The organism is Phyllobacterium trifolii (assembly GCF_014192095.1).
Taxonomy (GTDB): domain Bacteria; phylum Pseudomonadota; class Alphaproteobacteria; order Rhizobiales; family Rhizobiaceae; genus Phyllobacterium; species Phyllobacterium trifolii.
Map to the genome: position 1 here is coordinate 1 of NZ_JACHXN010000028.1, position 26150 is coordinate 26150.

At 57.8% G+C, this 26150-nt stretch carries 23 protein-coding genes and 2 pseudogenes; 7 read left to right on the forward strand and 18 right to left on the reverse strand.

Features of this window, described 5'->3' with window-relative positions:
* Positions 1 to 135, forward strand: a 135-nt coding sequence (locus FHS21_RS26705) for an SDR family oxidoreductase (protein WP_183664870.1), incomplete at its 5' end; no start/stop codon positions are given.
* Between the two features lie 277 nt (positions 136 to 412).
* Positions 413 to 538, forward strand: coding sequence for a hypothetical protein (locus FHS21_RS31270; RefSeq protein WP_281386163.1), 126 nt, complete (start codon positions 413 to 415; stop codon positions 536 to 538).
* A gap of 311 nt (positions 539 to 849) precedes the next feature.
* Here the strand turns inward: FHS21_RS31270 and FHS21_RS31685 are convergent, their stop codons facing one another.
* Positions 850 to 1053: a protein NO VEIN domain-containing protein gene (locus FHS21_RS31685; RefSeq protein ID WP_183664872.1), complete on the reverse strand. Its 204-nt coding sequence runs from the start codon at positions 1051 to 1053 to the stop codon at positions 850 to 852.
* Positions 1054 to 1064: 11 nt separating this feature from the next.
* On the opposite strand from FHS21_RS31685, the pseudogene FHS21_RS30980 reads away from it, so the two are divergent.
* Positions 1065 to 1353, forward strand: a pseudogene (locus FHS21_RS30980) (IS5/IS1182 family transposase); the annotation flags it as partial.
* 266 nt (positions 1354 to 1619) lie between these two features.
* On the opposite strand, the gene FHS21_RS26715 reads toward FHS21_RS30980, so the two are convergent.
* Together FHS21_RS26715 and FHS21_RS26720 are read right to left on the reverse strand one after the other, a co-directional pair.
* The gene (locus FHS21_RS26715; RefSeq protein ID WP_183664874.1) at positions 1620 to 2369 is read right to left on the reverse strand and encodes a class II aldolase/adducin family protein; all 750 of its coding nucleotides are present in this window, start codon (positions 2367 to 2369) and stop codon (positions 1620 to 1622) included.
* 40 nt (positions 2370 to 2409) lie between these two features.
* The gene (locus tag FHS21_RS26720) at positions 2410 to 3321 is read right to left on the reverse strand and encodes an allantoinase PuuE (protein WP_183664876.1); all 912 of its coding nucleotides are present in this window, start codon (positions 3319 to 3321) and stop codon (positions 2410 to 2412) included.
* 84 nt (positions 3322 to 3405) lie between these two features.
* On the opposite strand from FHS21_RS26720, the gene FHS21_RS26725 reads away from it, so the two are divergent.
* The gene (locus FHS21_RS26725; protein WP_183664878.1) at positions 3406 to 4182 is read left to right on the forward strand and encodes an SDR family oxidoreductase; all 777 of its coding nucleotides are present in this window, start codon (positions 3406 to 3408) and stop codon (positions 4180 to 4182) included.
* A gap of 62 nt (positions 4183 to 4244) precedes the next feature.
* Here FHS21_RS26725 and FHS21_RS26730 read toward each other — a convergent pair whose 3' ends face one another.
* From FHS21_RS26730 to FHS21_RS26760, 7 genes are all read right to left on the reverse strand, one after another.
* Complete coding sequence (locus tag FHS21_RS26730) at positions 4245 to 5264, reverse strand: GlxA family transcriptional regulator (protein WP_183664880.1); 1020 nt, start codon at positions 5262 to 5264, stop codon at positions 4245 to 4247.
* The gene (hydA, locus tag FHS21_RS26735; protein WP_183664882.1) at positions 5261 to 6652 is read right to left on the reverse strand and encodes a dihydropyrimidinase; all 1392 of its coding nucleotides are present in this window, start codon (positions 6650 to 6652) and stop codon (positions 5261 to 5263) included. Before hydA ends, FHS21_RS26730 begins: the two co-directional genes overlap by 4 nt.
* Complete coding sequence (locus FHS21_RS26740) at positions 6642 to 8459, reverse strand: ABC transporter ATP-binding protein (RefSeq protein WP_183664884.1); 1818 nt, start codon at positions 8457 to 8459, stop codon at positions 6642 to 6644. The genes hydA and FHS21_RS26740 overlap by 11 nt, the downstream gene beginning before the upstream one ends.
* Positions 8459 to 9397, reverse strand: coding sequence for an ABC transporter permease (locus tag FHS21_RS26745; RefSeq protein ID WP_210283642.1), 939 nt, complete (start codon positions 9395 to 9397; stop codon positions 8459 to 8461). Before FHS21_RS26745 ends, FHS21_RS26740 begins: the two co-directional genes overlap by 1 nt.
* Entirely contained in the window at positions 9391 to 10374 is a 984-nt protein-coding gene (locus tag FHS21_RS26750) for an ABC transporter permease (protein WP_210283643.1), read from the reverse strand. The genes FHS21_RS26745 and FHS21_RS26750 overlap by 7 nt, the downstream gene beginning before the upstream one ends.
* 49 nt (positions 10375 to 10423) lie before the next feature.
* The gene (locus FHS21_RS26755) at positions 10424 to 11986 is read right to left on the reverse strand and encodes an ABC transporter substrate-binding protein (protein WP_183664886.1); all 1563 of its coding nucleotides are present in this window, start codon (positions 11984 to 11986) and stop codon (positions 10424 to 10426) included.
* A 97-nt stretch (positions 11987 to 12083) separates the two neighbouring features.
* Entirely contained in the window at positions 12084 to 13751 is a 1668-nt protein-coding gene (locus FHS21_RS26760) for a thiamine pyrophosphate-requiring protein (protein ID WP_183664888.1), read from the reverse strand.
* A gap of 232 nt (positions 13752 to 13983) precedes the next feature.
* On the opposite strand from FHS21_RS26760, the gene FHS21_RS26765 reads away from it, so the two are divergent.
* Together FHS21_RS26765 and FHS21_RS26770 are read left to right on the forward strand one after the other, a co-directional pair.
* Positions 13984 to 14688 (forward strand): IS6 family transposase, encoded by a 705-nt coding sequence (locus tag FHS21_RS26765; RefSeq protein ID WP_183664890.1) that lies wholly within the window; start codon positions 13984 to 13986, stop codon positions 14686 to 14688.
* 88 nt (positions 14689 to 14776) lie between these two features.
* A complete protein-coding gene (locus FHS21_RS26770) occupies positions 14777 to 16675 on the forward strand; it encodes a type I restriction endonuclease (protein ID WP_183664892.1) in 1899 nt (632 codons plus the stop codon).
* A gap of 91 nt (positions 16676 to 16766) precedes the next feature.
* Here FHS21_RS26770 and FHS21_RS26775 read toward each other — a convergent pair.
* The 3 genes and pseudogenes from FHS21_RS26775 to FHS21_RS26785 form a co-directional block, all read right to left on the reverse strand.
* A pseudogene (locus tag FHS21_RS26775) lies at positions 16767 to 17830 on the reverse strand (RHE_PE00001 family protein); the annotation flags it as partial.
* A 737-nt stretch (positions 17831 to 18567) separates the two neighbouring features.
* Entirely contained in the window at positions 18568 to 19758 is a 1191-nt protein-coding gene (locus FHS21_RS26780) for an RHE_PE00001 family protein (RefSeq protein ID WP_183664894.1), read from the reverse strand.
* 137 nt (positions 19759 to 19895) lie between these two features.
* Positions 19896 to 20552: a L,D-transpeptidase gene (locus FHS21_RS26785; RefSeq protein WP_112524435.1), complete on the reverse strand. Its 657-nt coding sequence runs from the start codon at positions 20550 to 20552 to the stop codon at positions 19896 to 19898.
* 422 nt (positions 20553 to 20974) lie between these two features.
* On the opposite strand from FHS21_RS26785, the gene FHS21_RS26790 reads away from it, so the two are divergent.
* A complete protein-coding gene (locus FHS21_RS26790) occupies positions 20975 to 21445 on the forward strand; it encodes a helix-turn-helix transcriptional regulator (protein ID WP_183664896.1) in 471 nt (156 codons plus the stop codon).
* 10 nt (positions 21446 to 21455) lie between these two features.
* Here FHS21_RS26790 and FHS21_RS26795 read toward each other — a convergent pair whose 3' ends face one another.
* From FHS21_RS26795 to FHS21_RS26815, 5 genes are all read right to left on the reverse strand, one after another.
* Positions 21456 to 22229, reverse strand: a complete 774-nt coding sequence (locus FHS21_RS26795; RefSeq protein WP_112524429.1) for a phosphodiesterase — start codon at positions 22227 to 22229, stop codon at positions 21456 to 21458.
* A gap of 21 nt (positions 22230 to 22250) precedes the next feature.
* Positions 22251 to 23300 (reverse strand): LacI family DNA-binding transcriptional regulator, encoded by a 1050-nt coding sequence (locus FHS21_RS26800; RefSeq protein ID WP_183664898.1) that lies wholly within the window; start codon positions 23298 to 23300, stop codon positions 22251 to 22253.
* 4 nt (positions 23301 to 23304) lie between these two features.
* Positions 23305 to 24117 (reverse strand): ABC transporter permease, encoded by an 813-nt coding sequence (locus FHS21_RS26805; protein ID WP_183664900.1) that lies wholly within the window; start codon positions 24115 to 24117, stop codon positions 23305 to 23307.
* Entirely contained in the window at positions 24114 to 24935 is an 822-nt protein-coding gene (locus FHS21_RS26810; RefSeq protein ID WP_183664902.1) for an ABC transporter permease, read from the reverse strand. Before FHS21_RS26810 ends, FHS21_RS26805 begins: the two co-directional genes overlap by 4 nt.
* 64 nt (positions 24936 to 24999) lie before the next feature.
* Positions 25000 to 26136 (reverse strand): ABC transporter substrate-binding protein, encoded by a 1137-nt coding sequence (locus FHS21_RS26815; RefSeq protein WP_183664904.1) that lies wholly within the window; start codon positions 26134 to 26136, stop codon positions 25000 to 25002.
* Positions 26137 to 26150: the final 14 nt, after the last annotated feature.

The window sequence follows — 26150 nt, forward strand, 5'->3', positions numbered from 1 at the left end:
ACCGCGATGGTGCCGTTGGGACGCTTTGGCCGTCCGCGCGAAATCGCGACCGCTGCGCTTTTCCTGGCCTCGGACGATTCCAGTTTTATCACGGGCATCGATCTTTGTGTCGATGGCGGCCTGACCCAGGTCTGACTTATCGCAGCCGACCCGCCGTCCTAAAAACCCGTTCCCCTTCTCCTGCTTCTTCTGCCTTGCGGATGTGCTGCAGAACATGAACGGCCAGATATCAAGTGGCGAATGCCTGGTTAAAGTTAGGCTCACGCACAAGCGGCGCTTCTCTCAAATTCGCCCGTGACAAGCCAGTCTGGTGTTTCGATGACCGCGCGGTGGGTGAGCGCCTCGATACCGGTTTCTACGACAAGCGAGATCATGCGCATTCGCGCGGGCGGCAATTGGCGGAGGTCACGCTTTGGTGGTTGGAGCCAGCCGTCCCGATCTCGCTGCGGTCATCGCGCAGTGCGCCGTCGTCGACGGACTGGCGGCAGCCGTCAAGGCGCCACCCGTTCTCGCGCTTCGTTGGATGCTTGCGGCCTGATCGATCAGGTAGGCGACTGTCTTTGGCGGCGACCCTACTACATCAAATTGGCTGCAGAACCGGGTGAACTCGCGCCCATGACTGCGCCGGGTGCCGAAGCCGGCTGCTTGGCGATGATCGACGTGCCGTCGCCATGGCGCAACCTCATTGCCGCCCGGTTTATCCTTGCATTCCGTTTACCGCCTAATCCGGCAGGCAAGGCGCATCAAGTCGAAACTTCTGATGCCGGTAACAGACAAGGACGAGATCTGCCCGCCGTCTGTCATGGCAAAGGTTGCGCCGCTCGCTCCGCGTGGTGAGGCGATTCATTTTCAAAGCCCGCCACTCAAATCCCAGACGTGGAACCGATAGGCGACACCCATGTTCTGACACGTATCCCACTCATTTCTCGTAACGAAAAACCGAAGCGGAGAGGCGATAGTAGATTTCACCTCGATGAGTCTGGCAACAGGCTCTTCTTCACCCGCATCATACGACAATATATACGAAAAATTCGGCTTCGAACGCGGGGGCATACGGCATTCATCGTTCGAACTTAAGTGAAAAAGACGATCACGACCGACCCAGCCAGCGGGATGCTCACATTGCGGCCATCACAAGGCGGACGCATAGCGTGGCAGACTAGAACCGGATACGGCAAGCGGTCACTGGTTGAGACCGAGATCGGGCGTTGTAAGTCGCTTATCGGAAATCGTCGTCGGGCACGCCAATTTGCTAATCAGCAGACGGAAACAACGCTCGCATGTGAGGTCCTCAACCGCATGATGTCACGGGCACGCCCGAAGTACGTCCGCGTTAAACGGGCCGCAACATAAGCCGACGTCAAAGACCGATTTGCGCCATCACTTCGACCGATGCAACAACACCCATCATCGTCCACCCTTGGTAGGCGCGCAGGATTTACTGCCCGCAGTGCCTCCCCACAGCCTTCGCGCCCATCCCGTTCGCTTTCAAGCGATACGCAACCAGTTAGGCTTGGATGCGTGCTTGGACAGCAATGACACTTCTTGTTGACTTGCCTACCCTGGCATTTGCTCAGGTGCCGCAGCTATCGGGGAGTAATCAAGCCCCTTCACCGGCCCTACATCGCGTAGGAGGGGTCCCGCCCGTCGAGGATCAGTTTCAGTTCCTCCAGATGGGCGACGGGCATGCCCTTATAGTTCTCCCAATCCCGGGCGGTGCGCTCGGCCAGTTCCGGGACCATGATGTTGAGCGGTTGCCCGGTCGAATAGGCAAGTATCATCGTTTGCGCGGCGCGTTCGAGAAAATACAGATCGTCGAACGCCTGCGCGATGCTTTCCCCCGCGACCAGTACGCCATGGTTGCCCATCAGCATAATGCTGCCATTCCCCAACACGTCGGCAAGGCGCTCGCCTTCCTCGCGATCGTCGGCTATGCCGCCGTAAGAGGTATCGATAGCAATGCGATTGTAGAACCGGGCCGTATTCTGATCGATCGGCTTTAGTTCCGGATCTGCCAACGAGGCGAGTGCGGTGCTGTAGGGCGGGTGGAGATGAAGGAGGCAACGCACGTGGGGCAGCCTGGCATGAAGACGGCTGTGGATCGCCCACGCTGAGGGATCCGGCGGCGAACTGCCTTCCATGACGATATTGTCGTCAGCGTCGAGCAAAAGCAGATCATTGGCACTGATGCGAGAAAAATGCATCCAGCGCGGGTTCATCAGAAACTTTCGGCTCCCCGGCGAGATCGTCACGCTGAAATGGTTGCCGACGGATTCGTGCCAGTTGAAATCCGCAGCCAGGCGAAACGCGGCGGCAAGGTCGATCCGCAACTGGCGTTCTTCGGTATCGGGCGAGTTGACAGGTTTCATCTTATTTTCCTTCCATTCTTTGATTTCTGTGGTGTGAGGTTTATTCGTGTGGCCGATGGTGCTGATGCCAATGCCTGGCAATCTCGATCCTTTCGCAGACCCAGACACCGTCGTGTCGGCTGATGTGATCGAGAAAACGTGCAAGTCCGGCCATTCGCGCCGGATGACCGATCATCCGGGCATGAAGACCCACCGACATCATTTTTGGAGAGTGCGCGCCCTCTCGATAAAGCCAGTCGAACGCGTCGCGATGCCATGTCTCGTAGTCGGCGCTGGTGGCAAACGGCCCGGGCGCATATTTCGAGTCGTTGTGGGCGTGCGTGTAGGGAATGACGAGGTGGTCTGTCCCGCAGACGTCGACCCAATACGGCAGGTCGTCGTTGTAGGCATCGCTGTCATAGAGAAAGCCGCCTGTTTCGATAAGAAGATCGCGTGTGCTGACGCTTGGCCCCGTCCGGCAACACCATCCAAGAGGCCGTGTGCCGATGCTTCGGGTGAGGCTTTCGATCGCCTTCAGAATGTGCTGCTGCTCGGTGTGCCGGGGCAGAAGAAAATGGTCCACCCAACGCCAGCCATGGCAGCAGATGTCGTAGTTCTTCTCCCGTATTACCGCAGCAAGTTCGCCGTGACGTTCCACGGCCATCGCGCAGGCGTTGAGGGTCAGAGGCAGCCCTCGTTCTTCGAACAGGTCGAGTACCCGCCAAACGCCTGCACGGCTGCCGTATTCGAACATCGATTCCGCCGCGAGATCTCGCTCGCCATGCGGCACATACGATGTGTCGAACTCCGTGAGCGTTGCTTCGGAGAAACCATCCCCATCACCTATACTGTATTCTGAGCCCTCTTCGATGTTGAGAACAAAGTTTATGGCCAGTATGGCACTATTCGGCCATTTCGGATCTGGTTTATTTCGCCCATATCCAACTATATCTCTGAATTTACCTTGGTTCATTTCTTTATTTATCCCATATATTCATGTTGACACGATGGTTTTCCCTAAATTATACATAGGACTTCTTTCATTGGAGTTTGCAAGATGAAACTTGGTATTGAAGGCCGTTGGGCAATTGTCTGCGCATCCAGCCGTGGACTGGGAAAGGGATGCGCCATGGCGCTGGCTCAGGAGGGTGTAAACGTCGTGATCAACGGGGTAACCGCAGCGACGTTGGAGCGCACGGCAGACAAAATCCGGAGTGCAACCGGCGTTGCGGTGAAGCCGGTCGTTGCGGATGTCTCTACCGAGGAGGGACGTCAGCGCCTTCTGGCGGCCTGCCCCCAGCCGGATATTCTGGTGAACAATGCCGGAGGCCCGCCGACGGGGGATTTTCGCAATTTCACGCGGGAACAGTGGCTCTCGGCGCTGGACACGAACATGCTGGCGCCTATCGAACTGATCAAAGCGACCATCGACGGCATGATCGATCGCCGTTTCGGACGCATCGTCAACATCACCTCGATCTCCGTCAAGGCACCCATCGGTTCGCTCGGTCTTTCGAACGGCGCCCGCAGCGGTCTGACGGGATTTGCCGCCGGTATCGCCCGCGACGTTTCCCGCCACAACGTCACCATCAACAACATCCTTCCCGGCTCCTTCGGCACCGATCGTCTTCGCGACAACGCGAACGACGCGCGTCAAGAGGGCCAGTCGGTCGATGATGTCCTGGCAGAGTGGAAATCCGGCGAAAGCTCGGGACGCTTCGGCGAGCCGCATGAACTCGGCGCGGTCTGCGCTTTTCTCTGCGGCATGGACGCGGGCTACATCACCCGCCAGAACATCTTTCTGGACGGTGGAAGCTATCCGGGCACGTTCTGACGCCATCAGGCGGGAATGGCCGAAGCGGCAGACATTGCCGCTTCGGTCGGTGCGCGGCGAGGTCATGCCCGACCCTCGAGATGGCCTCTTCGCCGCTCGGCAGTCGGAGGATGCCCGAAAAGCCTTCTGTAGGATCGGGAGAAGTGCGCATAACTTGGAAAACCACAAACTGCGGCCACATCGATGACAGGAAGGCTCGTCTGGTGGAGAAGGGTGCGGGCGCGGTTTAGCCTGAGATCTGCATAATATCGAGCAGGCGAGCATCCGAGATTTTCGCCGAACAAGCGTTCGAGCTGCCGGACCGTCACCCCTGCCAGACGCGCCACGTCGGCAATAATCAGCGGGCTTTCGATCTGCTGCTCCATCGCCGATAGCGCCACACAAAGCTTGGCGTCGTTGATCTGCAGCCGATGGGCGACCGCGCTGCGCTGGCTGTTGTGCTCCTGGCGAAGACGCGCATAAATCAGTTGCTCGGAGACCTGCATCGTCAGGTCCGTGCCGTGTTCGAGTGCGATGAGATGCAGCATCATGTCCAGAGCGGCGGTCGCTCCGCTGCAGGAGAAGCGATTTCGGTCGATTTCATACAGGTTCGACGTTGCCTGGATCTCTGGAAACTCGGCCCGAAAACTTTCGAGGTTCTGCCAATGGATGGTGCATCTGTAGCCGTTGAGGAGACCCGCTTTCGCAAGTAGATAGCTACCCGTATCGATGGCTCCGGTCCTTACGCCGCGACGTGCCATCCGGCGAAGCCAGGCAAGGACCCGAGGGTCGCAGGCGTTCGGCAAATCGTAGCTCGCACAGACCGCAACCGCGTCGAAACTGTCATCGTCCGATATCGCGCGATGCGCCATCAGATCGAGGCCGTTGACCGCCTGTACTCGCCCGACGTCTTTCGAAATCAGCTCCCATTTGAACAAGGGCTTGCCAAGGATTTCATTTGCTACGCGCAGGGGCTCGATGGTGCACATCAGGCTGATCATCGAGAACTGGGGCGCGATATAAAGTCCGATCGTCCGGAATTGCCGCTCGTCCGGCCCTTGCCGCATAGTGTGGCCTGCCGTCCGCTTGATACCCGCGTTCATGGCGACGGCGTCCGCTCGGCGAGCCGTCCGCGGCCCGGCGTCGCGGCAAACCTGCCGCGGTTCCAGAGGCATTCCCCGCGTGAGAAAGTCATGACCGGCAAGCCGGTGACTACACGACCTTCATAGGGCGTGTAGTCGCAATCGTCATGCAGATCCGCATGTCTGATGACTGTGGTGGCCTTTGGATCCCACAGGACGATATCGGCATCCGCGCCGGGCATGACCGTGCCCTTGTGCGGCAGAAGCCCGTAAATCCGTGCCGGATTGGTCGCGGTCATGGCCACGAACTGTTCGGGCGTGATCCTTCCCGTGGAAACCCCTTCGCTGAAAAGGAGAACCAGCCGGGTTTCAAGACCGGGCAAGCCCGGCGGTATATGAGTGAAGTCGAGATCGCCGCCGGCGCGCTTGCCGCTGGTGCCTTCGAACCGATAGGGGCAGTGATCGGACGAGACAATCTGGAAGACACCGTTTGCCAAATCGCCCCAGATCGCATCGACATCTGCTTGCGAACGCAGCGGCGGTGAACACAGGAATTTCGCCGCTTCCCATCCGGGCGTGTCAAGGTCGTTGATGGTCCCGACAAGATATTGCGGGCATGTCTCTGCAAGGATCGGAATGCCTCGTCCCCGCGCCCAGCGAATTTGCTCGGCCGCCTCCGCTGCCGAGACATGCACGAGAAGGGTCCGCGCGCCGCTGATCTGCGCAAGTGTCAGCGCCCTGTGCGTCGCCTCGCGCTCCACGGCCGTTGGCGACGTGCAGGCAAAGCTGGATATCCGGCTTTTCTTCGCAGGGTCGAGGCTGTTGGCCAACCAGTGGACGCAGTGGCCGTTTTCGGCATGGACAAGGGTAACGCCGCCGTGACGGCGCGTTATGTCCATGACCTTGAGGATGCTGTCGTCGCCCAGCATATAGCCTGGATAGTTCATGAAGACCTTCACCGACAGGTAGCCTTCCTGCATCAGTTTCGGCAGTTCCTGCTCAAGATACGGTAGCGAGCCCTGGTCAAGAATGATGTGGAAGGCATAGTCGATGCAGGCGCGGGCATCGGCGCGCGCGGTATAGTCTTCGGCCGACGCCCGCAGGCTTGCATTTGTCAGCCGATTGACGAAAGGGATGATCGTTGTCGTTCCGCCGCAGGCGGCCGCGCGCGTTGCAGAGGCAAAATCATCGGCAAGCACCGCGCCCTGATAGGCCGGTTCCTCGATGTGACAATGGGCGTCTATCCCGCCCGGCATCACCAGAAGGCCGAGTGCATCAATCTCGCGCGCGGCAGGTCCGAGGTCGCAGCCGACAGAGACGACGCGGCCACCGAGAATGCCGACATCCGCGCGGAAGGATTCCGCTGCCGATACAACAGTGCCGTTGCGAATGCAGGTATCAAACAACATCGTGCTCCTCCAGATACTCGGCGGATCGTGCGCAGGAAAACCGCGGCGCATCCTGCAATAACTGCCGCGTGACCGCCGCACTCGGATTTGTCAGCACCGCTTCCGTCAATCCGCTTTCGACAATCCGGCCATGCTGCATAACCAGCACACGCTGGGCGATGCTTCTCACGACGGCGAGATTATGCGACACAAAGAGCATGGTCAGACCATGTTCACGCTGTAACTCGCCCAGCAGTTCCATGATGCGGGCCTGGACCGAGACATCCAGCGCGGAGGTGATTTCGTCGCAGATGAGGAAATCCGGATCGACGATCAGAGCCCTGGCGATCGCCGCCCTCTGGCGCTGACCGCCCGACAGTTCATGCGGAAAGCGATCGATAGCCGACGCCGGAAGCGCCACCTGATCGAAAGCCTTCAATACCCTTGCCCTGCGCTCGGCCGCCGGAACCGTGGTTAACTGGGAAAGTGCCGTCGCTACGGAGGCACCGATCGAGCGGCGCGGATTGAGCGAGCCGTAAGGGCTCTGGAATATGTACTGTATGCTGCGTCGCGCATCGGCATCGCGGTTGCGTGTTCCTGAAACCAGTTCGGAATCGCGATAGATGACCTGGCCCCTGGCGTCCTCGTGCAAACCGGCAAGAGAGCGGGCGAGCGTCGTCTTCCCGGAACCTGAGGTCCCCACCACGCCGACGCATTCGCCCGCCCGAATCTTGAAGGTGATGTCGTGGAGGATTTTTGCGTTGCCATGCGAAGCCGTGAGTTGCCGCACGTCGAGCAGCGTATTTGATCTTGATCCCGTTTCTTCGGGCAAAAGCCTCGAGCGCTCATGGATGTGTTCGCGATCTGCTGCCCGAAGGCATCGCACCTCATGCCCCGGGCGGACCGGAACCGCTGGTGGAACCGTCGCTCGACAGGCCGGGACGGCAAGCGCGCAACGCGGGACAAAAGAACAGCGCTTCAGGTCGGCGCCCCCGTCCGGCGCCTGCCCCGCCAGCCCCGAGACGGTCGCCGTGCTGTCAATGTCGGGAACGGCGCGGATCAGCGCGCGCGTGTAGGGATGGGAAGGATCGAACAGGACGCTCGCTGTCGGCCCCATCTCCACGATGCGACCGGCATAGACCACTGCCGTGCGGTTGGCGATAGAGGCGACCACGGCAATATCGTGGCTGACATAGACCGCTGCGACCCTGTGACTTTCGCAGAGCCGCCGCACGGTCTTCAGGACATGCGACTGTGTCGAGACGTCCAGCCCGGTGGTCGGCTCATCCATGACAATCAGACGCGGCCGGGCCGCAAAGGCCATTGCGATGGCAACGCGCTGCAATTGACCGCCGGAGAGCTGGTGGGGGAAGGCGTGGAGAAAGCCTGCCCCCGATGGAAGCATGACGTCTTCGAGAAGATCCTCCAGAGAGATGTTGCGGCCGGACCCGTTTTTATCCAGGCATTCGGCGAGCTGTGTTCTTATCCGAAGCGCCGGATTGAGGGCGGTGGCGGGATCTTGCGGGACGTAGCAGACAAGGCGCCCCCGGAGGCGCTGAAGCTCGGACGGCCCCTTATCCGACAGGAGCTCTCCGCCGACGCGAATGGTTCCGGCGCCGATGCGAAGGCCTCTGCGGCAATGCCCGAGAAGCGCAAGGCCAAGGGTCGTCTTGCCGGAACCGGATTCGCCGACCACGCCGAGAATTTCTCCTGGCAGGAGTTCGAGGGACACGTCCTCCACAAGCTGTTTGAGATTGTCCGTGGTTTCGACGCGAAGGTTTTTGACGGACACCGTTCTCGTCTCATCGCAAGGATCGATAAGCTGCATCAGAGATCGTCCTCATCCAGGTCGACGGCGCTCGACCGTCCAGCATTCACTTTGCCGGCATGGCGGGCATAGGCGTCCGTGAGAAGATTGAGGCCGACGGTGAGAAGCGCAATCAGGATGATCGGCGCCAGGACCGGCCACGGGTTCTGCATGAGCCCGATCCGGTTCTCGTTGACCATCAACCCCCAGTTCGCGGCCGGCGGCTCCTGCGCGAGACCGAGGAAACTCAGGCCGGCAATCAGTGCGATTGAGTAGGTGAACCGCAGGCCGAATTCCACAAGAAGGGGACTTGCCACGTTCGGAAGGATCTCCTGGACGATGATCCGGATCGGCGATGTGCCGATACCGTGCGCAAAGACGACGAAGTCCTCCCGGGCAACACGCAGCGCAGAAGCGCGGATGACACGTGCCACCTGCGGCATATGAATGGCCGCGACAAGCAGCGCAATCAACCAGAAGTTCGACCCGAGAACGCTGACGAACAGAAGCACCAGAATAGTCTGGGGAAAGGCAAGCAACACGTCGAGCAAACGCATGATCCCATCGTCGACCAGACCACGGGCATAGCCGGCGAAGATGCCGAGCAACCCGCCGAGCGCAACGCCGAGCATGCTTGCAATGGCGGACAATCCAAGAATGACGCTGCCGCCGCTCAACACACGGGAGAGAACGTCGCGGCCGACGGTGTCGGTTCCGAGCAAAGCATAGGATGACGGGGGTTCGAATGGCGCACCGATGAAATCGATGGGCGAATGGGGTGTCAGAAAGGGACCGAAGATCACCAGCATCAGGACGGAAAAAAACAGGATCAGGCCCCATACCGCACTTGCAGACCATATGGTTCGGGATCTGCGGGCCGGCGCGACCTTTATCGCATGCGTGAGAGGCGCGGTTTTGTCGATCTTGGGGTCTGCCATGAACTTTACGCCGATCACCATGTGCCCGTCCTCAGCTTCGGCGTAACCAGGATCGTGACGATGTCCGCAGCAAGGTTCACCAGGACGTAGAAAGCTGCTAGCAGCAGGACGATGACCTGAATCACCGGCATGTCCCGGGACTGGATCGCGTTCATCAGCCCCTGCCCCAGCCCGGCATACCCAAATACGTATTCGATCATCACCGTACCTCCAGCGAGATAGGCAAGCATGAGTGCGACCACCTGGATAGCGGGCGCGACCGCATTGGGCAGCGCGTGAACAAAGGTCATCCGCCAGCGGGGAAGGCCCTTCAGGGTCGCCATTTCCATATAGTCGCTCTCCAGGACGTCGATCATGGTCGCCCGGATCATGCGGAATATATATGGAAAGCTGACGAGCCCAAGCGTGAGGGTTGGCAGCACCAGAACCAGCGGCCGGGCAAAAACCGATGTTCCCGGCGGCACCATCGAGACGGGCGGCAGCCATTGGACAACGACCGTCGCGAAAACGATGATCAACCCGATACCGATAACGAATTCCGGAAGAGACGCGACGACCAGGGCTGCGACAGACAGGAAGCTGTCCGAGCGCCGTCCGCGGCGAAGGGCAGCAAAAACCCCTAGTCCCACGGCAAGCGGGATCGTCAGGCCCGTGGTCAGCACCAGGAGGACGGCGGAATTCATCAGCCGCGATGCGACAAGTTCGGCGATCGGTCGTCCGTTGACCAGCGAGGTGCCGAAATCACCGGTACAAATGTTGACGAGCCAGTGCCAATAACGAGCGGCAACGGGCTCATCGAGGTGCAACTGCTCGCGCAAGGCCTGAAGGGCCGTTTCATTCGCCGCCCGTCCGAGGACGACACGAGCAGCGTCGCCGGGCAGGATTTCCGTCGCAAAGAAGACGAGCATTGACAGAATCAGCAGTGTCAACGCGCCGAACGCGATGCGCCGACAGATCAGCGTCATCAGAGGTGAAATTGCGGAAGTAAATTTCAGCATATCAAATCCCGCGGGAGCTGGCGGAGGCGCCAAGGTCTCCGCCGCTGCACTAGCTCAACCAGATCTTCCGATAATTGTAGTCGCCCAAGGCAAGCAACGCACCTGGGCTCAAGCCGTTGACGTTGGATGCGACGAGGTCGATGATACGGTTGTGGGATGGAATAATATACCCGCCCTGTTCGAAATCGGCGATCTGCAACTGGCTGATCAGGTCGGCGCGCTTGAGCGGATCGATTGTTGCTATCGCCTCCCCGTAGAGCTTGATGTAGGCTGGATCGCTCCAGTGGGTCTCGTTATAGGGCGAGTTTGGCAGCAAACAGAGGGCCACCTGTGGCAGGTAGGGCTTCAACGTCCAGAAGCTCTGGGCGAACGGCCATTTCAGATACTGCTCGCCGAAGAAGACCTCCGGCGTGACCTGCTTCACGTTCACGGTGATGCCGGCATCCTTTGCCTGACGGGCATAGATCTGTGCGGAAGTCACGACGCCGTTGGCGATATCGGCCGTGACGAGATCGACGGTCAGATTTTCCTGCCCGGCTTTTTTCAGGAGCTCTTTGGCTTGCTCGATATCGCGTTCACGTTTGAACCTGTCCGGTGCGCCATCCCAACGTGAGAACACGTCATTGCCGGGTGCCGCAAATCCGCTCATCGCGATCTTGATGATCTGTTCGCGGTCGACGACCAGTCGCATTGCCTTGCGCACGTCCGGATTGTCGAAAGGCGGCTGGTCCACCCGCATCGTGAAGGGGGTCCACTGACCGACCTCGGATGCAAGGATCTTGATCGGCCCGCCCTCTTGCACCTGTTTGGCCAATGCAAGCGGGGTCGCGGCAAAGGCGTCTATTTCTCCGCCCTGCAGCGCGTAGAAGGCGGCATTGTCGCTGGCAAAGGAATCGATGATCGTCACGCTGTCGAGGTAGGCTTTTTCACCCCAGTAGTCGTCGAAGCGCATAAAGACGCTCTGCTGGCCCGGCGAAAAGCTTTCGAACTTGAAGGCGCCCGTTCCGACGGGCTTTTGCGGATCATATCCAACGGGCACGATGCCGAGATTGATGTCGTCCGCCACGACTTCATCGAAGATTGCATATGGCGTCTTCATGGGAACGCGAAGCGTGAGGTCGTCGACGATCTTGAGGCCATCGCGATCCATCGGAGCCAGGCCCGGCGCTCCGACGAGCGGCGCGGCCGGATCGGTGACGCGCCTGAACGTGAAGGCCACATCCTCGGCCTGCAGCTTCTTTCCATTGTGGAACAGGACATCGGGGCGCAGCCGGATGGTCCATTCCGTAGCGTCCGCATTGGCCTCCATCGACTCGGCCAGCACGTTTTCGAATACTCCGCCTTTGCGAACGCTGCGCAAGGGTTCGTAGAGGCCAAGAACGCGGGCAGTGTCCGGCTGGGTCACATTGGAGTTGGCGTCAAGGGTATCGGCCGAACCGCCTCCAAGGATCGCAATTCTGAGGTTGCCACCCGATTTTGGTGTTTCCTGTGCGAAAGCGGCCCCTGTCGACGCCACCACAGCGGCGGCAATTCCGAGGCTGGCGCTGCCAGCAAGAAATCTGCGGCGGTCGATCCCGGTTAAAGAGCGGCAACGGTCTATTTCTTTCAACATGCTCATTGATCCCCTTTATTTGGTCATCATTTTCCTGAGCCCGCCGTGGGTTTTTATCCTCTGCAGCCGACCTCGACCTCCCGCCTTGAAATGCAATTCACTGCCTGTATCCGGAGGGCGCAATGCCCAGTTGTCCCTTTGCGAAGCGTGTTTCCTCGCCCGTGATCACCTGAAGGAGGGCGGGGCGTCCCGCCATGGCCTGTTCGATGCACCGGACCATCGCGTTTCTCAGCGCATTCGGGTCGCTGACTTCTTCGGCATAGCCGCCCAGCGCCCTCGCGACGGCTGCGTAGTCGCCGGAAAGGACGTGGATGTCATGCTTGTCGGATGCGATCGGCAGGTAGCGCGTGTATCCGCCCATGACACTGTTCTTGAGAACGATGGTCATGATCGGCAAATTGCACCGGACAGCGGTTTCAAATTCCATGCCGATCATTCCGAAGGCGGCGTCTCCCATCACATTGATGCAGAGCCAGTCCGGACGGGCAAGTTTTGCCCCCATCATCAGCGGCATGCCAAGGCCAAGCTGCGTCGTCTTTCCCCAGCCGACATAACCGTGGGGAACGATCGCCTCGTAGAAAGGCAATATCTGGTCGCGCGGGCTTCCGGCATCGTGGGTCACGACAGTCGTCGTCTTGTCGACCAGCTTGTCGAGCTCCCACACGACGCGGTAGGGATTGATCGGTTCCTCACCCGAGGTGAGAAGCGGCATCCAGGCCTCGAAGAAGGCGTCGCGGACCTGACGGATTTCTGAAACGATCGAAGCGCTGCCGCTTTGCCGGTCCTGCAACAGATGCGCCAAGTGCGAGATCAGTTGGCCGATAACCGCCTTGGCATCGCCAACGACACCCAGGGAGATCGGATAGTCCTTGCCAAGGTCGCCTTCGTTGTTGACGATCTGGATCAGCGTCTTTCCGTCCGGGATAGGCGCCAGATAGTCCGACTTGGTGAAACTCGTGCCCAGCCCGATGATGAGATCCGACTTGAGCAGAAAATGATCCACCGTCCAGGGATGGGCGGATGCTGCGGTTCCCAGCGCAAGCGCGTGATTTTCGGGAAATGCGCTCTTACCGTTGAGCGTTGTCATCACCGGAATCTGAAGCATCTCAGCCAGCGCTAGCAATTCCGCACAGGCATCCGCGTAGAAAATGCCCTGCCCTGCCAGAATAACGGGGCTGCGAGCCTTTGAAATATAATCGGAAAGTATCGCGATCTCGGCAGGATCGGCATGCGGGGCGGAGCGGGCCACACTTATATAATTGTCAGCACCCGGCTCCACGGTTTCGACGAGCAGGTCGGTCGGCGTTTCAATCAAGACCGGACCGGCCTTGCCGTTACGAAGCTGGAGAAACGCATGCTGCATGATTTGGGCAATGCGCGCAGTCGAGTTGACGAGAACTGACGATTTCGTGACGGGTGCAAAGCTTGTCGAAGCCTGAAAATTTGGCAAAACCCCTTGCTGGGCTCTTTGATATCCCGTCGGCAGACACAACACCGGCACATTGTCGCCGAAGGCCTGCGCTACCGCCCCGAACGCATTCTCCACGCCGGGCCCGTACTGCATGGTCGTTGCCACCATCTTGCGGCCGTTCTCCATCCGGGCATAGCCGTCAGCGATATGGACGGCGCCACGTTCGGTACGGGCAAGGATCGGCCGGATTCCCACCGCGGAAGCGGAATCGATAATCTCGCTATGTGGAAAGCATGTAAGGTATTCCACCCCTTCCCGCTTGAGAATTTCTGCTATGACATCCGCACCGTTCATCTCGAAAGCACCTTGCTCAGATAAGCCTTAAAATTCATCAATTAACGATAAGCCTATTTTCGCGGCACGCATGACTTTTCTCGACATATTAATGATTTTATTCGCTTCATTTTGTCGCCCTGCGACATCCACCAGTTCCGTGAGATCGCCAGGAGAGCACGAGAAGATGATGTCGCCAGACGGACTTGTCACATAAACGTAGCGTCAGCATTTCTGAGCTAGAAGGCACGGCATGACCCAGCCTGCCGTCAGCTACAAGCGTCACCGTTTCCCAGCTCAGATCATCGCCCGTGCCGTATGGCTCTACTACAGATTTCCATTGAGCTTGCGGCTCGTTGAGGAAATGCTGCTGGAACGCGGGATCACTGTCTCTTATGAAACGGTCCGGCGCTGGGGGATCAAGTTCGGCCCGAGCTATGCCCGGCGCCTTCGTCGCAAACAGCCAAGCCGAACTGACGTCTGGCACCTCGACGAGATGGTGATCACCATCGCAGGCAGGAAGTGCTGGTTGTGGCGGGCTGTTGATCAGGAAGGCTATGTACTCGATGAGATTGTCCAAAACCGTCGTAATACCAAAGCTGCCAGGCGATTGCTGATGCGTCTGCTGAAGAAGCAGGGCATGGTGCCGAGGCGTATGATCACCGACAAGCTCCGCTCCTATGCAGCAGCGAAGCGGCAGATCATGCCAACCCTCGAACACCGTTCCCACAAAGGATTGAACAACCGGGCGGAGAATTCACACCTGCCGCTACGAAAACGTGAGCGGATAAAGCAGGGCTTCCGATCTCAAGGAGGCCTGCAACGCTTCGTTGCGATCTTCTCAGCTCTTAGAAATCTCTTCGTCCCACCTCGCTCCAGCCGCTCAGCAAATGCCATCCGCCACCATCGTCTCAATGCGATGGCGCAGTGGAACATCGCAACGATTGCGACTGCCTGAAACAGACCATAGAGAGGCAAACCCCACTTCAACTCAGTTTATGTGACAAGACCTATTAGAGAACGTTGGCAAGGTTGCCGCGGCCGATATGCGTTGGGCGATTGAGGCGTTAATGGGCCGCGAGGTCGACATATGGCCGCGCGCGGTTCGTAAATGCACCGCCGGATTGATCGAAACGTGGACCGATCCGCCTGGCGCTGCAGGACGCCCAGTCGCTCGCGACCTGATTTTTCCGCGCGAGGCCACCGAGCAAGCAATCAATGCGCTTACAAGAGTCGATCTTTTCACTGTCCTGGTCGGACCACCAGCAAGCGGCAAGACAAACTTGCTCTGCGAACTAGCTCTGCGGACGACTTCGAGCGACGAACTGGCCGTTCTGATGCTTCAGGATATTGGCCCAGGCCTCTTCCAGGCCGTTTCGAACCTCTTTTCGCGAGAACTCGAATGGACACTCACTCCTCACGATGCTCGACACTGGCTGCGCCGAATGTCGAAAGGAACCGCGGGGCCGACTCTTGTCATTGCAATCGATGGCGTTAGGCCGAGTAGTGCGATCGCTTCGGATCTACAAGAGCTGGCCGATCTTGGACTTGGAGAACGGCTCAAAGTAATCTTAACAACAGATCAACCTGAAGGGTTGACGCGAACGGGAAATGGACGCGGTTTCACCAGGCTTGGATCACTTAGCCAGGAAATCGAGCTTGGTCCTTTGAACCTTAACGAATTCAAAGCCGCCTGCTCGATAATGGAGAACAATCGGATCTTCTTTGTCCCCGGCGCATCGTTCTTCGAAGAAAATCGCGTCCCTTGGGTTTTGCGTACGATTTATGATCATGTTGCGGGAAATCCGCGCTTCAAAGACGAAACATGGGGCGTCACGCTTCAACCGACTCTCGGTGTAGGCTTGATCGACTATGTGCAGGACGCTTTTGCTGGCCAATCGGAGCTCCTGCGAGCTTACCGCTCGCTTGCTCGTGACGCCCTTGCCGACGATCAAGGGGTTTCGGGGGACCTCGCGCTTGAGCAGTCGAATGGTTTTGTTATACGTCGGGATGCATTATCGGCAGAATCACATGCCTCGCTGCGAGAGCTTCGGACGACAGGACAGATCCGGACTTACCGCCGCGGCCGCATTGATGTCGTCGTACCGACAATTCCTGCTTTGTTTGTAGCCGAACTTGCGGAGGCAGCCAGCGAGATATTGGGTACAATGGTGACCGAAAATCCTTACGAAGGAGGTCACTGGCTCGGAACGCGGCTGGAAGGTTTCTTTCTTGGTGAAGTAATCGGTGCTCAAGCTATTCGCATTCTCGCAGAAACCACGGGTGGATTCAGCCGCGAAATCGTTAGAGCTCTCGTCGACATGGAACCGCGAGAGGATATATTTGAGGACAGGCATATCGCGCTCCAAGCTGCGAATGGCGAGGTCGTCGATCTCGTTGTCCGAAAGGGTAAAGCGTGGAGATCGGACCGGGCAGGGAATCGCTACGGTGAGCCTGTCGAGCTTGATGAGCTTCCCCGCATGTTAGCGAACACGACGGCCTGGATGATCCTCGCGCATCTGTCGCTTCTTCCGATGGCATCCGTTGGCGACATCGACGACCGGCTGGATGCCCAGATCCTATTCGCTATCGGGCAATGCGCCTTTCCGCTGATGCGTGCCAGCCTCGACCCGGACGGGCATCTTGAACACGAGATCGAAGGTTTCGGGCGCGTCCTTTGTCCAAAACAAGGTGCAATTGAAATAGCAGCCGTATCACTGGCGAGGCTTTTTTCACAAAAGTGGGACAAAGCTGACGAGTTCATCGATGCAATAATAGCGGAGGGATCGTTGCCGCTGATGAACCGCACCTTGATTGCCCTTCGTACAGTCCGCTCCTACCAAATTCCCGCCCGATCCGATTGGGCTGCATCTGTGGAGAAAGACAAACTGGGGCCTGCGATCGAGGCGTTGATCAGCACGGTAAGAAAGCGGAAGTCAAGTTGATGATCGCAGCGAGTAGCGGAACGATTCCGGCGACAGGACAAAGCGGCGCTTGCGGGAAAATATGAACCGAGCATGGCAAGCGCTAAGAATGCTACAACACGCCCCACGCCCGGAACCGCCCTCTGCCAGTCATCTCCCCCAGCCCGAGCTCGCCGACGATCCGGAGCGCCGCCTGCGGCGTCACGTCGAGCGTTTTGGCCACGATCCCGGCCGACACCAACGGTTTTGCCATGACGAGCTCGACGAGCTCCGGCAACTTTGACGACGCCCGGCGCCCTTCAAGCTTTCGCTCGAACAGAGTGCGGGCAAGCGCCAGCCGATCAAGTTCTTTGATGCCGATTTCCCCCGCGGCGATCAATCCATGCGCTATGGCGAGGAGCCGGGTCTCCCGGTCGCGATGGCGGCGCCGATCGACGGGAATGGTTTTGAGGCCGAGATTGATCGCCGCGAGATGGGCGCCTGACGTGACGCCCGCCTGACGCAGGATTGAGGCGGCCAATAGCCGGCCGAGCCAAGGCGCAGGCTGAAGGACGGAAGTTCGTTCCAGGCATCGAGAGCAATGATCGCCTGCAGCACCGCCGGCAGGTTTTCGGCCTGTCGCAACACGCCGCGCCATTCCTCCAGCCGTTCGTCCTCGTCCCAGTCGAGATCGTAGACCAACGGATCCTTTCGGCAGCACGGCCGCCGGCGCGGCCGGCCGTCTGGCGTCCTCGATGGCAGCGTCGGCGCGGGCGAGCAGCGCATTGATGGCAGCAAACTCGGCGCCGAGCGCGCTGGCGCCGTCATCGTCGTCCTCCCCCTCTCCTCCTCCGCTCGCGCTGCTGTCCAGCTCGCCGGCGTCGATCGCCACGGTGTTGTCGTCGCCATGTGATGCCGAAGGCTCGTCCGCGGAGGCTGCGCAGACCGTCGGCCGACAGCGCCCAGCCGGGCGGTTGGGCGGCGATGTGCCGGCGTCCGCAAAACATCGCGGGCGATGGTGAGTTCGTGGGTGGGGGCGCGGATGTCGCGAGTGGCGTCGTGCCGGACGAGGTCCTCGAGATGCACCAGTTCGCCATCGATCCACAACGAGGCGCAGGCATCTGCGAAATGGGCTCGTTCGATCCAGCTCGCGCCGACCGGCGAACGGGCGATCCGCTCGTCGAGGCGCGCCAGTGTGCTTCTGGCATTTCAATCCGGAAACGTCATATGATTGTTGGATTTTCGGGCATTCTGAGGCTGATTTCGGGCTAAGGATTTCAATTTTCTGGTTAGGTATTTCAATTCGACAAGCCATTGAGATCGTTAGAAAGTAGCTCAGGCGAAAGGCAGCGAATTGGTAGTACATCGATACAGCTGCAGAAAAATCGAGACTAACCATTGTTACTGAGTCATTTGCGACCAATTCATTGATCTACATAGGTTTACGCACCGCCTGCACGCTGAGAATTGAAGTCCTTAGCCAGAAATCGACACCCAATTTCCGGCTAAGCGCTTCAAATTGAAATCGTTAGTCAGAAGCCACAACGCAATTGCCCGCTCCGATTCGAAGTGTCGCCGGCGCGAACTCTGCGGCCATTAACTCACTGTTTACGTTAATATTATTCGCCACACGGTAGTTATCTACGGCTTAGCTTCGGCCTATCGGACTAAAGGCTCAAGAAGGCGGTCGGGTGCACGCAGTGATGTTGACGCTAGGCCAGCAATCGACCTGAAGTGCGCATCTCCCGTCATCCAAACGTCCGTTTTCCTTTGTTTTCAGGCATTTTGTCGCTTACAGAGATGCTCACTAAGCTATTATCGGCATTCCCAAACGACCGTTTTCTGGTAACTTTCGGTAGTGTACTAGCGAGCTTTTCTGCCTAGAGTTCCGGAAACAAAACCCGATCCCACTTCTCATCGGCTATCCGGGTGTTTCAGACGATACCCCAAGCGCGGTAACGTCCCCTGCCCGTCATTTCACGCACGCCAAGTTCACCGATGAGATTTAGCGCCCCGCGTTGGGAAACCTTCAATTCCTTGGCAATCAGAGCTGTTGATACCATGGGCCGTGACAAAATGAGATCGATCATGCCGGGAAGGCTTGATGTGGAGCGTCGATCCTTCAATTTTCGCTCCATTTGCATCCGAGCAAGACTCAGCCGCTCGACTTCCTTCAGATTTGACAAGCTCGATATCTGAACCGCTTCCAGAAAAGCAATGAGCCGTGTCGTATGATCGCGGGCACGGCGGCGCTCGCGCGGAATGGAACGCAATCCCGCGTTGAAGGCTGTGAGATGCGATCTGGTCTTGCCCCGTTCTCTGAGCATGGCGGACACGAGCATTGGACCCAGCCAGTGCTGGTGTTGCAATGGTTCGATATCCTCCCATGCGTCCCAGACTACTGCAGCCGCAAGTAGTGGTGGCAAATCACGGCTCCGGTCATGAACCGCCAGCCATCGCTCGATCCGCGCATCCTCATCCCAATCCGGGTCGTATACCAGCGGGTCACCATCCAGTGTGACCTCGGCCGGTGGAGGCCTGCTCCCTCCCCTCCCCCCGCCAACCTCCGCTGGTTGCGCAAGCAGCCGCGACGAACGGTCCAGCAACGCATCCAATTTCGCCAATTCGTCTTCGAAGGCGTTTTCGGCATCAGATTTGACCTCGGTCTCATCGTCCGTAACGGGTTCAACCGCTGGCATGGTTTCAGCAGATAGCACGGCAAACTCGCTGGTTGCCCGCCCGCGCAGATTAGCGAGACCTTTCGAACTGAACGACCAAGCCGGCGGGCTCGCAGCAATCTGGCGTCGCGTACGCAAAATGGCATGAGCCCTTGTCAGCTCATGCGTCGGAGTGCGGATGTCCATGCGTGCGTCATGGAGAACCAAATCTTCGACATGAACAAGCTCCCCCGCCAGCCAGAGAGCATTACACGCCTCCATGAAATGCGAGCGTTCTATCCAGCCCTCATTTTCGCGCAAAAGTCCGTCGCGCGTCCGGCGTCCGTTCGTGTCGCCGAGATCATTCTTGCGACCGACCCTGTCGTCAAGCCGCGCCAACGCGTCTTCAGCAGCAATGACGGGTTGAAGCAGATCTTTGAGAGGTAACTCACCAGAATCATAAACCATTGAAACTATGGTAAACGATTGCTTAAACGGATGCTATAATGAATTTAGCTTCCGTTGGGCGAAGCGCAGGTACCGCCGGATAAACAGGATGAATCGTGTGGGAGGGCTGATTCGCATTATTAGCGTGTTTGGCGCCTCTAGCCAACCACGACCGTCGCTTTTCCGGAGACGCGACTGTAAAGATCGATGATGTCCTGATTAATCAGACGCACGCAGCCAGATGACATCGACTGCCCGATCGACCACCATTCTGGCGATCCGTGAATCCGATAGCCGGTATCGACGCCGTCCTTGAAAATGTAGAGAGCCCTGGCGCCCAGCGGATTTTGCGGACCCGGGTCCATGCCATTCTGGTATTTGGCCAATTCCGGCTTGCGCTGAATCATTTCGCGTGGTGGCGTCCAACGGGGCCATTCCTTCTTGTACTGAATATTGGCGCGGCCACTCCAAAGGAAGCCGTCTTTGCCGATACCGACGCCGTAGCGAATGGCATCTCCGCCCGGTTGGACCAGGTAGAGAAAACGCTCCTGCAGGCGGACGACAATCGTACCCGGCTGCTCGCCTGTGGGATCGACAACTATCTGCCGCCGGAACTGGACTGGAACCTTTTGATACGGAACCGCGGGAAGCGAGTACGGACCCTCCTGCACAGCAGCATACATAACCTCCGGAACAGTGACGGATTTATCAATGCTGATTTGAGGCCGTATGCCGCTGGTCGGCATCGCGTCTATATCCATGGACGGCAGTTCGAGGGTCGTTTGAGTGCAGCCGGTCATTCCAAGCACGGCCATAGACCCTGCACCCGCCAAAAGATGACGGCGGGAAATAGCGGGAATCGGCTGTGTGGTCGTGGATGCCTGTTTACGCTGGGACAATTTCGTACTCGCTTACAAATATTGGCAATCGTTTAAACTGTATGGAAATGTGGTTTACAAACGATGAATCGAAGAAGAGCGTCTTAACCATCCTCAAAGATGGAGTTGACAGCTGTCAACTCAGCTTTAGCAGGGCGTCCCTCGCACCAAGCCCACCCGCTTAGTTGACAGCTGTCAACGCAGCTTGCTCTGGGACTAACACTAAGGTCGAATTTTCAAATCCCCGACTCTGAAGTATTTAGTGATGCAATCCTGCGTTTTACGCCTACAATTATTCTACGCCAGATTGTATCCTACCCAGGTTTGGATCTCCTTCATGCTCGATCAGGTATTTCACAATGGCAGATGATTCGGCTTACAGTTTCAGGCAGAGAGTTCTCAGCATCGAAGAATCTAGCGCGCCCACAAACCCTGTGCAACATACGCTCAAGAATAGGACAGGCTCTTCACGCGACACCCAGCAGCAGTTGGTTCTGGCGGAAGAGTTTATCCAAAATAATATTTGCAATCCTGTCAGCATTTCAGACATCGCCGATGCCGCCGGCATCAACATCCGCGCCCTGCAGCGCCTGTTTCGCAAATACCGCGGAGCCACGCCAATCCAGGTTTTGCTGAATGGCCGCATTGCTGCAGCCCATGAAATCATTTGCAGCGGGAAAGCAACATCCGTGAGGGAGCTGGCGGCCAAGCTACACTTCTCCAATCCGGGTCGCTTTTCCAAGCTTTATCGAAGAACGTATTCGGTTGTTCCATCTGAACAAATCCGCGCCCATCAAGGCAAGGCGAATTTGCGCGATTTGCCAGCGTAGGTCGAGCGTATCAGCGATACGCCGCCGTTCGATCCAGAAAGTCATGGAAGTGCGCAATGACGCTGTCCCGATCGATGAAAATCACAGCATATGCGGGCGGCTCGTGCGTAACCGCAATTCTATCCGGTGAAAAATCCAGTGCCGACTGATGGTTGGTGCCGCGCAGGACGCTGACGGGAATACCCCGCCAGCTCCCGGCGATCGGCCGATGTGCATGGCCAGCAAAAATATGCCGAACATTGCCGTGTTCCTTCAGCAGTGCATAGAGTGCATCCGCTTCGATGATGCCCATCCGGTCCAAAAGCGGCATGTAAATAGGAAAAGGCGGGTGGTGTGAGAACAGAAACACCGGACGGTCCCTGGCCTCCAGAAGGCGCTGCTGAAGCCAGCGCAATCGCGTTTCATCCAGACGACCTTCTGGCCGGCCAGGAACCAGCGTATCGAGCATGATCAGCCTGCCTTCGCGAGTGTCTTCCACACTCTGGACAAAGCCGTCCTCCGCACGGACAGTATCAAAGACGTTCAGAAAAGCATTGCGCTCGTCATGGTTGCCGAGCATCAGACGGAAGGGCGGGAGCAGTTTCGCGAGTTCCTCCGCCAGGACCCGATACGTAATCTCTTCCCCCGTGTCACTCAGATCGCCCGTAAAGATTACCAGTTCGGCGTTGCCGTGATTCTGGTTGATGTCGGTGATGCAAGCCTGCAGACGCACCAATGGATCAAGACCACACAGGGTTGAGCGCGGCTCCACCAGATGCAGATCAGTCACTTGGATGATTTTCATGCAGGAAGTTCCAAGGGGTTTCTAGGATCTATACGATTCAGGAATACGCGCGCTGCCGCGCAGGATAAGACGAGTATTCAAGCGTTCATGAGCGGGCGGGCGATCCGGTTCAGCCTCGCGGCGATCGAGAAGCGCCACTGCATGCGCAGCCATAGTGTTCGCATCCTGCCGAAACGTCGTAAGATTGTAGGCATCCCATGACGCTTCCGGAATATCGTCGAATCCTACAATGGACAGATCTTCTGGAATCGAAAGTGCCGTGTGTTTCCGCACATAATCGATCAAGCCGAATGCCACCAGATCATTGACGCAGAACACTGCATCAGGGCTATCGCTCCCGATAGCGAAGAGCTGCTGAGCGGCTTCCTGCCCGCCCGCATAATCCGAATTCTTACCATTTCCGGTCAGGACAGTAGCATCGTGCAGTTCGGCTTCCCGCCGGAACCCGTACTCGCGTTCGACCGTCGTGGGTGTGCCTGATAAAGCCCCGGCGAAACCCAGTTTTTTTATGCCATCGGCGAGAAAAAACCGTGCGGCCTCACGGCCGGCGCCTTCATTGTCGATATTGACGTCGTCTGCTCCCGTTTCCGAGCGGCCGAGAACGATCAATGGCTGGCCATTGCGGCGGGCAAGATCGACGAAAGACGAGGGCGGCGAACCGGAGAGGATGATGGTGGCTTCCGCGCGATAACCAAAAAGCGTCTTTTGTGCTGCAACCAATTCTTCTTCGGTGCGGCCAGTATTGATCACTATGGGAACACTGCCCCGATGAATGAGCGCCTTGGTCAGCGCCGCAACCAAATGCGCGCGATAGCCGAGTTCGGGATTGGTAACGACCAAACCCACGAGACGGCTCTTTCGAGCCAAAAGACCACGCGCTAGATCGTTGACCTGATAGCCAAGCGCTTCCGCGGCCTCCATGATCTTCTCGCGCTTTTTTGCCGAGACGCTTGCCCCAGGTGTAAAGGCTCTCGACACCGCCGAGCGAGATACACCCGCGTGTTTCGCAACCTGCAGCGCACTGACGTATTGCTTGTCGTCATTGGAAGCGTGCTTGTTTTTAGATTTCATGTTTTCAATGTCCGACCTTGGAAAGCACATCTGCCCGCAAGAATCGCTCCACCACCAGCATGAAGCCAATCGAGGGTACGAGTAACAGCAGAGCGGTGATCGACGCAATCTGATAATTTCCACCTGAACCCGCAGTGTATAGCAATAGCGGCAGGGTATTCACGACGGGCGCGCCGACGAAATAGCTGCCGGTAAATTCGTCGAGCGATTCCAGGAAAACGAAGATGGCACTGGCCATGAGACCGGGAGCGGCAAGAGGAAGCGTGACATCGCGAAACGCGCGAAGCGGCCCTGCACCAATCGAACGCGCCGCTTCTTCGAGATCGATATCCACCGCCGAAAATGCCGCCGTAGCAATCCATACCGCATACACCAGGCCATGCGTAACGTGCACCATGACGACGCCGGCAATGGTTCCGTTAAGGCCAATCTCGTAAAAAAACCGAGCAATGTTTACGTAGACCGGAAGGTTAGGGAAAGCCTGAGGGATAAGAAATGCGAGAAGGATCAAACCGCGAAACGGCAGTTTGAGCCGCGATAGAGCGTAGCCTGCAGGAATGGCCAAAACCAGCGACGCGATGACGGTGAGCGTCGCGACGACGATACTGGTCATCAACGATGCCATCGCATTACCGCGCGGAGAGAATACCCTCTGCCAGAAAGTGAACCCGTATTCCAACGGCAGCATATGCGGGAAATACCATTTCTCCGCCACCGTCCACAAAAGCAGATTGGTCAATGGCCCGAAAATGATGAAGGCAAGGAGCCCAAGAATGAAGGCCCGCGGCAGCCACCAGAGATCGATATGAGCCGTCATAGGCGGTCCTTCATTGTCTGACGCAGATATATCAGTGCCACACCAGCTGTCAAAAGCAAAGAAATCACGCCGAGCGCATTGGCGACCCCGTAGTCACCGTGGGCATTGATCCGAAAAGCGATATCGGCGGTCAGCATGGTTGGCGACTGGGCGTTGATCATCAGCGGGACGGACAGCACAGACATCATCGTGACGAAGGAAAGGATCAGACCGACGAGCAACGTGCCGGAGACCTGCGGCACGACAATCTCGATGAGAATACGTAGGCGCGAAGCGCCAAGATTGCGTGCGGCTTCTATGGTGCTGCGATCGAGCGATGCCATGGCCCCGGCAACAAGCAGGGTCACGAACGGCGTCTGCTTCCAGACGAATGCAATCACAATACCGCGCCAGTCGAGAAACCCGGTCGTCTGCAACGGCGTCAATATTCCAAGACTCACAAGGATGTTGTTCATCAGACCGTTCTTGGCCAGAAAGGTGCGCAAGACCTGACCGACAACGATAAAGGGAATGAACATGGGCCAGCGATAAAGCCAGCGCAGGATGGCAACGGAACGCGGATTCTCGCCAAGGGTAAGGTATCCGCCAATCGCGATAGACAAAATTCCAATGAGCGCGGTCGAGATAGAGACGATGACCACGGTGAAGATCATGTCCCTGGAATAGAGATCGAACGATTTGCTGAAATTGCCGAGGCCGAAACTGTCGCCGACCTCAAATGCACCGAGGATAGATGCAAAAAGCGGCACAATGAAAAACAGCACGATCATGATCAGTGCCGGAAGAACAAGGAGAAGGGCGAGGAAGCGCGTCTGCATCAAAATGTTCCGGGAAGGGGAGGGGGCCACCGACAGATGTCAATGGCCCAGGAAATAGAACATATTAGTTGGCTACATTCTTTTCATAAGCCTCGAGGATCGCCGAGTTATACGGTGCGATCGGGAAAGGCTTGGCTTTGGTTGCAAGATCAGCAGGGGAAATGTCGACGAAGAGCTTGTCCCAGCTGGCTTTGTCCAGTTCCGGCTGCACGAACTTCGCATCAATGCCAGGGTACCAGTTGAATCGCTTGACGATACCGTCAGCCTGAACTTTCGGGCTCGTGGCAAGCGCAACGAACTTCTCGGCCAGTTCCGTATTCGGGCTCTTGGAGGGAATCACGTAGTGCATCGGTTGGCCGGGCATACCCGGCGCGGGCAGAAACAACTTCATCTCAGGTGGCAGTTTGCCATCTGCTTGCCACGAATAGAACATGTCGACCCAGACCGGTCCCATGGCGATTTCGCCGCGGCTGAGCATATCCAACGTGCCAGCATTGCCCGGGGTAAGGGTGGCGTTGGTCGTGAAATCCTTCAGACTGGCGAAGGCCTTGTCCCACTTTTTGGTCTCGGCTTCCTCGAATGGACCATTCATAAGCTTGTTGGCGTCGCCGTCGCCGAAGGCATAGATCCAGCCCATGACGAAACTGACGCCTGACGCTCCACCCTTGATGCCGTTATAGCCGAACTGCTTCGGATTCTGTTTGGCCCAGGCAACAAGCTCCTCGTAGCTCTTTGGCGGGTTTGGAATGAGCGCAGGATTGTAGGCAATTGCGGTCTGGCTTGAAAACATCGGCATGACGTAACCATCGACATTTGCGCCGAGCGCCATCTTTGCCTTTTCGCTGGTAACCATCTCGCCGGAGGGTATCTTCGAGCGATACGATTCGAGATAACCGTCCTTAACCAACGGCCCGGCGAATTTCTCATGCACAACCGCGACGTCCGCGTCCCATTTGTCGACATTGGCCTTTGCCTGTGCATCGAACCGCTCGACGATCTTCTGCGATCCGGCGTCCCCTGGGCCTGTGCCAACGACGCGAACTGTCGTGCCCGGATTTTCCTTCTCGAAGAGAGGGCCGAGATAGTCGTTGATGTAGTCGACCATGTTCTGGTCACCGGCTGTCAAAACCGTAAGATCGCCAGCCGCAGCGGGGGTCCCCGCCAGTCCGAGGATGAGAGAGGCCTGCAGAAGTGTCTTCATTTGTTATCTCCCTT